This is a genomic window from Methylobacterium sp. UNC378MF (genome assembly GCF_900103195.1).
Classification (GTDB): domain Bacteria; phylum Pseudomonadota; class Alphaproteobacteria; order Rhizobiales; family Beijerinckiaceae; genus Methylobacterium.
The window spans coordinates 21,596-32,922 of the sequence record NZ_FMWU01000033.1 but is presented as its reverse complement, the minus strand read 5'-3'; the positions used below and the strand labels follow the sequence as shown (position 1 = coordinate 32,922).

General features: G+C 71.8%; 11 protein-coding genes. 3 read left to right on the top strand and 8 right to left on the bottom strand.

The window, feature by feature from the left end:
• Positions 1–106 precede the first annotated feature (106 nt).
• On the top strand, positions 107–2,464 hold the full coding sequence (locus tag BLT59_RS26080) for a PAS domain-containing sensor histidine kinase (RefSeq protein ID WP_091787808.1): 2,358 nt from the start codon (positions 107–109) through the stop codon (positions 2,462–2,464).
• Positions 2,465–2,474: 10 nt separating this feature from the next.
• On the opposite strand, the gene BLT59_RS26075 is transcribed toward BLT59_RS26080, so the two are convergent.
• Positions 2,475–2,729, bottom strand: a complete 255-nt coding sequence (locus BLT59_RS26075) for a hypothetical protein (protein ID WP_091787868.1) — start codon at positions 2,727–2,729, stop codon at positions 2,475–2,477.
• Positions 2,730–2,899: 170 nt separating this feature from the next.
• On the opposite strand from BLT59_RS26075, the gene BLT59_RS26070 reads away from it, so the two are divergent.
• The gene (locus BLT59_RS26070; protein ID WP_091787806.1) at positions 2,900–3,184 is read left to right on the top strand and encodes a hypothetical protein; all 285 of its coding nucleotides are present in this window, start codon (positions 2,900–2,902) and stop codon (positions 3,182–3,184) included.
• 270 nt (positions 3,185–3,454) lie between these two features.
• Here the strand turns inward: BLT59_RS26070 and BLT59_RS26065 are convergent, their stop codons facing one another.
• From BLT59_RS26065 to BLT59_RS26050, 4 genes are read right to left on the bottom strand one after another with little or no spacing between them, the layout of a single operon-like run.
• Positions 3,455–4,594, bottom strand: coding sequence for a GNAT family N-acetyltransferase (locus tag BLT59_RS26065; RefSeq protein WP_091787803.1), 1,140 nt, complete (start codon positions 4,592–4,594; stop codon positions 3,455–3,457).
• Positions 4,591–5,931, bottom strand: coding sequence for a lipopolysaccharide biosynthesis protein (locus tag BLT59_RS26060; protein ID WP_091787800.1), 1,341 nt, complete (start codon positions 5,929–5,931; stop codon positions 4,591–4,593). Before BLT59_RS26060 ends, BLT59_RS26065 begins: the two co-directional genes overlap by 4 nt.
• Before the next feature lie 56 nt (positions 5,932–5,987).
• Positions 5,988–6,854 (bottom strand): SGNH/GDSL hydrolase family protein, encoded by an 867-nt coding sequence (locus BLT59_RS26055; RefSeq protein ID WP_244514150.1) that lies wholly within the window; start codon positions 6,852–6,854, stop codon positions 5,988–5,990.
• A complete protein-coding gene (locus BLT59_RS26050; protein WP_091787793.1) occupies positions 6,851–7,948 on the bottom strand; it encodes an OpgC family protein in 1,098 nt (365 codons plus the stop codon). The genes BLT59_RS26055 and BLT59_RS26050 overlap by 4 nt, the downstream gene beginning before the upstream one ends.
• A gap of 169 nt (positions 7,949–8,117) precedes the next feature.
• Between BLT59_RS26050 and BLT59_RS26045 the strand changes: the two genes are divergently transcribed.
• Positions 8,118–8,384, top strand: coding sequence for a hypothetical protein (locus BLT59_RS26045; protein ID WP_091787791.1), 267 nt, complete (start codon positions 8,118–8,120; stop codon positions 8,382–8,384).
• A 31-nt stretch (positions 8,385–8,415) separates the two neighbouring features.
• On the opposite strand, the gene rfbA is transcribed toward BLT59_RS26045, so the two are convergent.
• The 3 genes from rfbA to rfbB are packed head-to-tail and all read right to left on the bottom strand — an operon-like array spanning position 8,416 to position 11,266.
• Positions 8,416–9,315, bottom strand: coding sequence for a glucose-1-phosphate thymidylyltransferase RfbA (gene rfbA, locus BLT59_RS26040; protein ID WP_091787788.1), 900 nt, complete (start codon positions 9,313–9,315; stop codon positions 8,416–8,418).
• Positions 9,312–10,217, bottom strand: coding sequence for a dTDP-4-dehydrorhamnose reductase (gene rfbD, locus BLT59_RS26035; protein WP_091787783.1), 906 nt, complete (start codon positions 10,215–10,217; stop codon positions 9,312–9,314). Before rfbD ends, rfbA begins: the two co-directional genes overlap by 4 nt.
• A complete protein-coding gene (rfbB, locus tag BLT59_RS26030) occupies positions 10,217–11,266 on the bottom strand; it encodes a dTDP-glucose 4,6-dehydratase (protein ID WP_091787780.1) in 1,050 nt (349 codons plus the stop codon). Before rfbB ends, rfbD begins: the two co-directional genes overlap by 1 nt.
• Between the last annotated feature and the right edge of the window lie 61 nt (positions 11,267–11,327).

Genomic DNA, 11,327 nt, shown 5'->3' with positions numbered 1-11,327 from the left:
GGACAAATGCCCCCCCAAGGTGGTTGTATTCACTGAGATTCGGGGGGGCCTTCGGGGGCCCGGTGCCCCCAACCGGATCACAGTTTCCCACGGGTGAGGTTCGGCCATGCCGGAGGCGGCTTCCGCTTCCATCTCCGCGCGTGCGGATTCGAGTCTCACGATCTCCTGGCCGATGCGGGCTCGGGATCCGCGGCTCGGACAGGCCGAGCGCTGGCTGCGCTACGCCGTGCCGGGAACGCTTGCGATGTTTCTCGCCTGCCTCGTCGGGCTCGCGGCCCTCCACATTCAGGGCCAGCGGGCCGAGATCCTGGCGGGCGCCCGGGGCGAGGTCGAAGGCTTTGCGCGGCTCGCGGCGCGGGCGGTCGATCCGAGCGGTGCCGCGGCGGAGGACCTGCGCGCGCTGATGCCGGAGAGCGACCGGCATCCGGGCCGCCGCCTGCTGGTGGTCCGGTCCGACACCCGGATCCTGGCCGCCCATCCGCCGCTGCCTGCCGACCGGACGACGCTGGCCGCCGTGCTCGGCGACAGCGAGCCGCTCTCCGGTCTCGGCGAGCGCGCCGGCGCCATGGCCCTCGAACTCCCCGGGGGCGAGAGCGTGCTGGCCGCCATGCACAGCCTGCCGGGCGGCGCGGGACAGGTGGCGGTGCTTCAGCCCATCGAGCCGCTGCTGCGCGGCTGGAGTGCGCGGACCCGCGACCAGATCGTCCTGATCGCGGCCGCGGCCCTCGTCATCGTCGGCGTCGGCTTCGCGTACGGGCTGCAGACCCGTCAGGCGGCACGGGCCGACCGCGCCCGCGAGCAGATCCGCGGCCGCCTGGAGACCGCCCTGCGCCGGGGCGCCTGCGGCCTGTGGGACTGGGACATCGCCCGGGGCCGGATCTACTGGTCCGATTCGATGTACACGCTGCTCGGCTACCGGCGGCAGCACGAGTACCTCTCGTTCGGGGACGTCAACGGCCTGGTCCATCCCGACGATGGCGACCTGTACAGCCTCGCCCGAGGGCTTGCGGCCAACCAGACGCAGATCGACCACGCCTTCCGGATGCGCGGCGCCGACGGGGCCTATGTCTGGCTGCGGGCCCGCGCCGAGGTCGTGGCCGATGCCGCCGATGGCGGGCGCCACTTGGTCGGCATCGCCACCGACATCAGCGAGCAGCGGGCTCTGGAGGAGACCAACGCGGCGGCCGACATGCGCCTGCGCGACGCCGTCGAGGCGATCTCGGAGGCCTTCGTGCTCTGGGATACCGGCAACCGCCTGGTCCTGTGCAATTCGAAATTCCGCCACCTCCACGCCCTCAGCCCGGAGGACGCCCAATCCGGCCGGAGCTACACGGACGTGATGGGCCGAGGCGTGCTGCCCCAGGTCCGGCGGGAATCGCCCGATGCCGGGATGGCGCTGACCGGCATGGCGGCCCGCACCTTCGAGGCCGAACTCACGGATGGCCGCTGGCTTCAGATCAGCGAGCGGCGCACCAAGGACGGCGGCTACGTCTCGGTCGGAACCGACATCACCAGCCTGAAGCGCAATCAGGAGCAGCTCCTCGCCTCCGAGCGTGAACTGATCGAGACCGTGAAGGACCTCAAGCGGTCGCGCCGCACCCTCGAACTTCAGACCCAGCAGCTCGCCGACCTCGCCGAGCGCTACCTCGACCAGAAGGCGGCCGCCGAGGCAGCCAACCAGGCCAAGGCCGAGTTCCTCGCCAATATGAGCCACGAGCTGCGCACGCCGCTCAACGCCATCATCGGCTTCGCCGACGTGATGGAGAACGCCGTGCTCGGCCCGCTCGGCACTCCGCGCTACACCGAATATTGCCGCGACATCCGCGAGAGCGGCTCGAACCTGCTGTCCATGATCGACGACATCCTCGACATGGCCCGCCTCGAGGCGCGCCGGGTGCAGCTCAGCCCCAAGGTGATTTCCGCGGAGACCGCGATCACGGCCGCTCTCGCCCCTGTCGATGCGGCCGCCCGCGAGAAGGCGATCACCGTCAGCGTCGATGTGGCCCCGGGGCTCGACCTCCTCGCCGATCCCCATGCGATCCGGCAGATCCTCGCCAACCTCCTGCAGAACGCCGTGAAGTTCACGCCGGCAGGCGGACGCGTCGCCGTGCGAGCGCGCCGCGCCGGTGCCTGCACGCACCTCTACATCGAGGATAACGGCATCGGGATTCCGCGCTCCGACCTCGCTCGGCTCGGACGGCCCTTCACCCAGGTCGAGCGGCAGATGACCCGCTGCCACAAGGGTTCGGGCCTGGGCCTCGCCATCACGCGCTCGATGGTCGAGCTGCATGGCGGCGCGCTCCGGATCCGCTCAGAGGAGTCGGTGGGGACCATCGTGCTCGTGCGCCTGCCGGCCACACCAGCCGATCGCGCGGATCCGGTCGTGGCGGCCGTCTCCGCCAAGGGGCTGCGCGAGCCGCCGCGGGCGGGCCGGAGCGCGACCGGCCGATCCGCCGCCGCCTGACCGGAACCGCTCACGGACGCGGATCGAGGCCGCCGAGACGGGCGAGGCGCCCCTGCTCCGCGTGCCAGCGCGCCTCCGCCACGGCCTGCCCCAGGCGCCGGATCCGCCAGCGTCGATAGAGGGATAGGACTGGGTTGCCGCCGAGACCGGCCTGATGCCGGCTCAGGCGCCGCAGCAGGTCCGGTAGCTGCGCCGAGGCGGCGTCGCCGTTTGCGATCGCCATGGCTCGCAATTCGGCCTCGAATCCCGCCTTCCAGTCGTCCATGACGCCCGCCTCCGCGATCATCGTTTGCCGCCCGGGCAGCCGCTGGTCCGAGCGGCCCGGCTGCCCTTCCTCCCGCGGCATGTGTACACGCCCGGAAAACCCTCCGTCCCGGACCCGTGTTTGCTCTCGAGATGGTCCGCGCGGCGGACCGGACGTGGAGAATACGACCGATGCCATCCAGAACAACGGGCCGCTGCGCCCTCGCGCTCGTGCTGGGGCTCGTCGCCGGGCCGGCCCTTGCCCAGAGCACGGGATACGTCACAGGCTTCCCCGGCAAGGATCCCGCCGGTGACGAGGAGATCGGCTGGGGGCCAGCCTATCGGCCGGAGACGAGTTTCGCCCAGCCGGGCACGCCGCCGACGCCCGGTGCGATCGCCGGCCGCGCCTATCGGGCCCGGACCGGGCACGGCGTCTACGATCAGGTGCAGGGCGACGGTCCGTATCGGAGCCGCTGACCGGCCGATCCGGCGACGCCGTCCCGATGCGCCGCCGGCGAGCCCGGACCCGGAGGGGCACGCCTGAGGCGGGCGATCCAGACCCATCCTTGCACCAGGGCGTGACGCCTCGGCGGGTCTGGCTCTCGGGCTCCGCGATACGGCCCCGCAAGGACAGGGTGCGGCAGCGGCCCTGCAGCCTGAGCCCGCACGCGAGCGGGCGCGCGTCGTCCGGACCGCAGCGCCGGCCCCATCGTGCGACAGGTCGCGGACACGGGACCGGAATCCCGTCTAGCGCCGCCGGAGGGCCCGCTTGGCGGCGGCGCGGGCCTCCCGCTCGAACCGGGCGAGCCGGAGGCGCCGTTCCAGGGAAATGACCTGCCGACCGGGCGGGACGGCGATGATCTCGGCGACCGGATGGCGGTCGCGGTAGAGGCCTTCCAGGACCGATCCTTCGAGCGTGGCCGAATCGAGCCGGTCGGCGAAGCCGGTTTCGTGGCAGGCCCGCACGATCTCGTCCTCCAGCAGGAGGCCCGGGGCATGGCTGCGCAGATCCTCGTCGTAGGCGGTCTTCAGCAGGGTTGCGGTGCCGCCGGTGACCAGAGCGAGGCTGACGGCGACCGGCCGCCCGTCGAGGGTCAGCGCGTCGGCCCGGATCCCGACCGGGCCGGCGGCCGCGGTGAACAGGACGCGGGCGAGCGCGGCGCTCTCGGGCCGGCAGGCCATGGCGGTGCCGGCCTGCCCCTTCCAGCCGGCGCGCTCCAGATCGAGGAACGCCGTGACGAGGCGGTCGAGGTCCGCGCCGCCCGTCGCGCTCACATGTGCGACGGCTCCGATCTCCGCCAGACGGCGCGCCCGGCGGCGCAGATCCTTGAAGCGGGCCCGGTTGGGATGATCGGCGAGGAACGCCGCATGATCGGCGCGCCGGTCCATGACCGGGCGCTCGAACGCCGCCACCGTGCCGACCGCCCAGCCGCGCCCGCGCATCGCCGCCAGCATCTCCGGCACGCCACCCGCCCCGGTCGCCAGCAGCGGCCAGCGCCAGGCGCGGCCGGCGGAGGCGGCTTCGAGGCCGGCCACCAGGGCCTGCGCGTCGGCGGCTCGGTCCGGGCCGCCGGCGATCAGGGGTGCGGTGGCGGTCACGAAGGGCGAGAGGAACGGCCGCAGGATCTTGCCGCCGAGACCGGACAGGTCGCGGGCCGGCACGAAAGGCAGGAGCGCGACGAGCCGATCCCCCCGGCGAACTGTGACGTAGCGCAGTCCGGCCGGCAGCAGACCCGCCGTCCGATGGGCGTCGATGACGTGCCGCGAGAAATGCGGGTGCGCGGCGGCGCTCGCCGCGACCAGCGCATCCCAGGCGACGGGATCCGGTGCGTCAGTCAGCGCTACGCCGGCGTCGGACGGCGCGCGGACGATGCTGGCCACCTTCATCGGGCCATCCCGGCGGCCCAGACCGGCGTCGGCAACCCGTGGATCCGCCCGGCGGCCCGGGCCAGAAGCCCGGCCCGACCCACGGTTGCGAGGGCCACCGCCACGGCGGCGCCGAGCGTCCCGAAGGCCGGGACCAGGGCGAGGCAGAGGCCGGCGGCGGCCACGAGGCTCCCGACGGTGATGCCGGCGCAGAGCCGCTCGCCGCCCAGCATGGTCAGGAGATCCTCGCCCGGCCCGAACAGGCTCGCCCCGACGCTGCCGGCGATGAGGACGCACAGGATCGGCACGCTGTCGCCGAGCCCCGGGCCGAACATGGCGAGCAGCAGGGGGCTGACGGCCAGGATCGCGCCGCCGACCACGAGCGTCGCGGCCGCCGTCATGCGGCCCTGGCGGCGGACCAGCTCGGCGAGCAGGAAGCGGTTGGCCTGCGCCCGGGCGGCGCTGTAGCGCTGGAGCGTCGCCGCGCTGACGGCGTAGTGCACGAACACGACGAATTGCTGGATCCGCGTCGCCGCGAAGTAGATCCCGACCTCCGCGGGGCTCACCAGGGCGCCGAGCACGATGACGTCGACGAAGGTGAAGCCGGCATTGGCGAGGTCGATGGCGGCGATCGGCAGGCTCGTGCCGAGCCAGGTGCGCCACCGGTAGCGATGGGGTCCGGCCGGCATCGCCCGCCGGAGCCGCGCGGCGAGCAGGGCGGCCTGCAGGGCGGTCGCGAGGGCGGCGGCGATCAGCATGCAGCCCATCGCCACCTCGGCGCGGGGGGGCGCCCCGAGCAGTATCGCGGCGACCATGCAGGCCATCATCAGCGTCTGGCGCAGGAGGTAGGGCGGCGCGATGGCCAGCCCGACCCAGTTCTGGCTGCGCGCCACGCCCTCAAGGTAATCCTGCAGCGCGAAGAGCGGCATCACGCAGAGCGCGACCGCGATCGGTGCCCGGTAGGCCGGGGCGAACAGGTCCGGCTCGAGCATCAGCAGGGCCGCGCCGAGTCCCGCGATGGCGAGGGCCGCACCGCCGGTCACGAGGGCACCGGCCCGGATGTAGCCGCGCGCGAGGTCGAGATCGCCCTGGGCCTGATCGCCCGGCACGAACCGGCAGGCGCCCTGCGACAGGCCGAGGGTCAGGGTGTGGCCGAGCATCGCGGTCCAGACCCAGACCGAGGCGAAGATCCCGTAGGCGTCCCAGCCCATAAGCCGCGCCGCGAGGACCTGGGCGCCGTAGGCGAAGCCGGCGGAGCCCACGCGGATCGCGAAGACCATGAGGGCCGCCCGCTGGGGGCCGCTGCGCAAGGCCCGGAGGCGCCGGAAGGCGAGGACGGGGAGAGCCGTGGCAGACACTACGCGCTCCGCGCCGGTCCTGAACTCGGCGGGAGGCCGATCTCTGGCCGTCCGGTCTAGCCCGGGGCGCGTTGCGGCTCGGTTAAGGGCGGCTGCGCGGGGGCCGCCTTGGGCTCCTGCGGCGCCTCCGTCCGCATCAGCGAGGTGGCGATCGTCAGGGCCACGTGCTCGGCCATGCAGCGCAGCCCGAGATCGTTCAGCCGGAATTGGCGGCCGAGCATGTGCCCCTCGCCCTTGTCGGTGCGGCTCGAGAGGTAGTGCAGTGCCTCGTAGCGCCGGACCAGCGGCACGCCCTGCTGGGTCGCCACGGTCCGCACGGCCTCGACGATCCGGTTGTAGTCGACATCGGCCGCCATGCTGGCGGTGTAGATCGGGTCGACCAGCACCACGTCGATCCCGTGCGAGCGCATCCAGCCGACCGCCTCGGTCAGCGCGCTCGCGAAGGCATCGACATCGACGCGGGCGATGGCATCGTGGGTGCCGACCTGCCACACGACGAGGTCGGGCTCGGCCTCGGCCACCATGGTGCGCAGGCGCTCGGCGGCCCCGGAGGCGATCTCGCCCGGCAGGCCGCGGTGGTCGATCGTCACGTCGACCTTCGGCAGGGCGTGTTCCAGGGCGGCTTCGAGCTTGGCCGGATAGGAGGCCGACGCGCCGGGGGCCGCGCTGCCGCCGATCGCCAGGATCTTGAGCGGGCGGTTCTCCGCCAGCGCCGCCTTGACGGCACCGAGCTGGGCCACGGTGTAGAGCTGCGCCCCCGGGACCCGGCATTCCAGCGACAGGGCGGCCTCGCCCGCCAAGGGATTGGCGGGCTGCTCGGCCGCGGCGCTCCCGCCCGCGAGGATCGCCAGCGCCGCCAGCGCCGGGGCGAGCCGTGTCAGGAAGGCCCGGGTCGGGCAGGCGGAAGGCTGCACCGGCCTCATGTGCGCGGTCGTGACGATCTGCTGCGGCTGCGCCATTCGACGAACCATGCCGTAAACCCCAGCCCGACGAGGCCCGAGCCGGCGACCAGCATGTCGATCAGCAGGCCGCCGCCTGTCTGGAAACGCACGAGCTGCCCGACGAGACTCAGGATCGAGCCCATCGAGAAGACAGCCAGCGAGTTCCGGCCCATCTGAGTCAGATAACCGACGACGCGGCCGATTCGGGGTGCCAACACTGCGTAAAGGGGCGCAAATGCTAACAATACCCCCAGAAAATGAACCAGTCGCGCCGGTGTCAGGTAGGTCTTCTCGAATGTGAAGAGCAGGCGCGGCTCCGGAACCAGCATCGGATCCGGGCGGATCTCGGCGACGGCGAGCACGATTCCCAGGAGAACGATGGCGACGCCCGCCGGGAACAGGCGCCGCGACCAGCGGCGCAGGAGATCGGTGCGCAGGTTCCAGCCCTGGAGCACGAAGCCGAGCACCAGCAGGAGCTGCCAGCAGAACGGATCGAAGAACCAGTCCCCCTCCCCCGGCCAGGACGGCAGGTTCCAGCCGAACACGAGGCTCGCGAGGTAGACGCCCACGGACAAAGCCAGGGCCGCGACCAGGCTGACGCGGCCGACCAGTACGAAGACGGGCGCGATTCCGATCAGCAGCACGTAGAGCGGCAGGATGTTGAAGTAGCCGAGCTGGTAGGTCAGCAGCGCCATGCCGCAGACCGACTGGATCGGGTCCGCGAAGAAGCCGCCGGCATTGTGCCATTCGAGGATCAGCGGATTGTCGAGCAGCAGCGCCGCGCCCGCGATCAGCGCCAGCGCCAGCAGCATCACGGTGAGCTGCGCCCGGTAGACCTCGACGGTGCGGGCCAGCAACCGCACCACGCTCCGGCCGGGCGGCTCCGGATTGCCGTCGCGTCCCCGCGTGGCGATGCCGATCGACCAGCCCGCCAGGAACACGAACAGCTCGGCCGCGTCCGAGATGCCGTATTGCGAGAAGGTGTAGCGCTCGAAGGTGTTGCCGGGGATGTGATTGATGAAGATCGTGATCAGGGCGAAGCCGCGCCAGAAGTCGATCGCGTTGGGGTCCCGCATCGTCGCGGCGGCTCCGAGTTTCGACGCTTCAGAATGTCGGCGGCGGGAACGCGGCTCCTGATACGGCGCCGCATCGGTTCTGCAAAGGCGAACAAAGGTGGGGATCGGCCCGTCCCGTCGAACCGGATGGTCACAGCCGCGTTATGGCCCGGCACGGAGTTCCGCACCCATGACCCGCCCACTCACCACCCTCAGCCTCGCGCTGCTCCTGCCGGTCCTGGCGACCGGCGCCGCGCTGGCGCAGGCCCAGACCGGCACCGGCGGCGGCCCCGCCTCGACGGCGACGGCGCCCAACACCTCGTCGGTCGGCCGCGTCATGCCGCCGAGCCGCGGCGCCGGCGCCGAGACGCCGGACGATCGCCGCGAGCGTACGCCGCGCGAGGCGGACAACGACAAGCTCATGCGCGGGATCTGCATCGGCTGCGCGCCCAAATAGCGCGGGCGGCCCCGGCCGATGGCGAAGCGGCCTATTTCCCTCGGCGCAGGCGCAGGTCGTCCTCGGTCTCGCGGGCGAGGCGCAGCAGGTTCTGCCCGTAGGCGGTCTTGGCGAACATCTCGCCGCGGGCCACGAGCTGGTCGCGGGTGATGAACTTCTGCAGGTAGGCGATCTCCTCCAGGCAGGCCACCTGCAGGCCCTGCCGGTTCTGCAGGGTGCGGACAAACTCGCTCGCCTCCAGCAGGCTGTCGTGGGTCCCGGTGTCGAGCCACGCATAGCCGCGGGACATGCGCTCCACGTGCAGCTGCCCGCGCTGGAGATAGGCCTCGTTGACGCTGGTGATCTCCAGCTCGCCCCGGGCCGAGGGCTTCACGTCGGCGGCGATGTCGAGCACCTGATTGTCGTAGAAGTACAGGCCGGTCACCGCCCAGGTGGATTCCGGGGTCTGCGGCTTCTCGACGATCTTGGTCGGGCGGCCGGTCTTGTCGAGATTGACCACGCCGTAGGCCTGCGGGTTGTCGACATGGTAGGCGAAGACCGTCGCGCCCTGCTTGCGGCCGGATGCGCGCTCCAGGAGCTCGCCCATGCCGGCGCCGAAGAACAGGTTGTCGCCAAGGATCAGCGCCACGTCGTCGTCGCCCACGAAGTCGCGCCCGATCACGAAGGCCTGGGCGAGGCCCTCGGGCCGCGGCTGGAGCGCGTAGGAGAACCTCACGCCGAACTGCTCACCGGTGCCGAACAGGCGCTTGTAATTGTCGAGGTGCTCCGGCGACGAGATGATCAGGATCTCGCGGATGCCGGCCAGCATCAGCACCGAGACCGGATAGTAGATCATCGGCTTGTCGTAGACCGGCAGGAGCTGCTTGTTGATCGACAGCGTGGCCGGGTGCAGGCGCGTGCCGGATCCGCCGGCCAGAACGATGCCCTTCATGGCTTGGATACTCCCTCTGAAACCGGCCCGACGAGCCGGTCCAGGATGTCGTCGAGCGCCGCCTGCCACGGCCGCGGCGCGATGCCGTAGGCGGCCGTGAGGCTGTCGGTGGACAGGCGCGAATTGGCCGGCCGCCGGGCCGGTGTCGGATAGGCGGAGGTCGGGATGCCCTTGACCGGCACGGTGCGGCCACCGCGCCGGGCCGAGCCCGCCACGATCGCCTCGGCGAAGCCGCACCAGGTGGTGTCGCCGGCATTCACGCAGTGGAACGTGCCGGACGGCGCGTCTGGATCCGCGGCCATGCGCTGCGAGATCGTCGCGAGCGCGGCGGCTAGGTCGGCGGCGGAGGTCGGGCAGCCGTGCTGGTCGTTCACCACGGTGAGGGCGTCGCGCTCGGCCGCGAGCCGCAGCATCGTCTTGACGAAGTTGCCCCGGTGCGGGCTCACCACCCAGGCGGTCCGCACGATGGCGTGGCGCGGGTTGCCGGTGCGCACCGCCAGCTCGCCGGCGGCCTTGCTGGCGCCGTAGACGCTCTGCGGGTCGATCGGCGCGTCGGGCGCATAGGCCCCGTCCGGCTTCGTCCCCGCGAAGACGTAGTCGGTCGAGACGTGCACCAGCGGGATCTTCCGCGCGGCCGTGGCGGCCGTCAGGATCGCCGGGGCGAGCGCGTTGAGGCGCCAGGCCGCGACCACGTCGGACTCGGCCTTGTCGACGGCCGTGTAGGCGGCTGTGTTGATCACCGCCCGGTAGTCGCGGGCGGCGAGCGCCGCCGCGACGGAGTCCGCATCTGTGATGTCGAGCGCCGCGCGGTCCGGTGCGTGGACGGTGACGCCGTTCGGCCAGGACAGGGCCTGCAGTTCGGTGCCGACCTGACCGGCGCCGCCGAGGACGAGGACGTCCATCAGCCGTTGAGTCCCAGGCGCTCGCCCTTGTAGCGGCCCTCGCGGATCGGGCGCCACCAGGCCTCGTTGGCGAGGTACCACGCCACGGTCTCCTCGAGCGCCTGCTCGAAGGTCTTCTGCGGGCGCCAGCCGAGTTCGGCCTCGGCCTTGCTGCAATCGATGGCGTAGCGCCGGTCATGGCCCGGACGGTCGGCCACGAAGCTGATCAGCTGCTCGTGCGGGGCGTTCTGCGGGCGCAGCCGGTCGAAGGCCGCGCACAAGGCCTTCACCACCGCGAGGTTGTTGCGCACCGCGCGGCCGCCGAGCAGGTAGGTCTCGCCGATCCGGCCGCGCTCCAGCACGGCCACGAGGCCCTTGGCGTGGTCCTCGACATGGATCCAGTCGCGCTCGTTCAGGCCGTCGCCGTAGACGGGCAGCTTCTTGCCCTCGAGGGCGTTGAGGATCATCAGCGGGATCAGCTTCTCGGGGAAGTGACGCGGCCCGTAATTGTTGGAGCAGTTGGTCACCAGCACCGGCAGGCCGTAGGTCTCGTGCCAGGCGCGGGCGAGGTGGTCGGAGGCGGCCTTCGAGGCCGAGTAGGGCGAGCGCGGATCGTAGCGGCTGTCCTCGGTGAAGAACGCGCCCGGCGGCAGCGAGCCGTAGACCTCGTCGGTCGAGACGTGGAGGAACCGGAAGGTCTTCCTCTCGGCCTCCGACAGGCCCTCGTAATGGCCCCGGGCGCCGTCCAGCATGGTCTGCGTGCCGATGACATTGGTGCGTATGAAGGCGCCCGGATCGGTGATCGAGCGGTCGACGTGGCTCTCGGCGGCCAGATGCATCACCGCCTCGGGCTTGAACTCCGCATAGGCCTGCTGCACGGCGGCGCGGTCGCAGATGTCAGCCTCGACCAGGCGATGGCGCGGGTTGTCGGCCAGCGGCGCCAGCGAGACGGGGTTGGCCGCATAGGTCATCGCGTCGAGGGTGCAGACGTCGTGGCCGAGATCGTTGACGAGGTGCAGCACCAGCGCCGAGCCGATGAAGCCGCAGCCTCCGGTCACCAGGATGCGCATGGCGGAGTACCTCTTCGGATAGGTCCAAAACTGAAAAGCCGGGCAGCGTAAGACTGGCCGG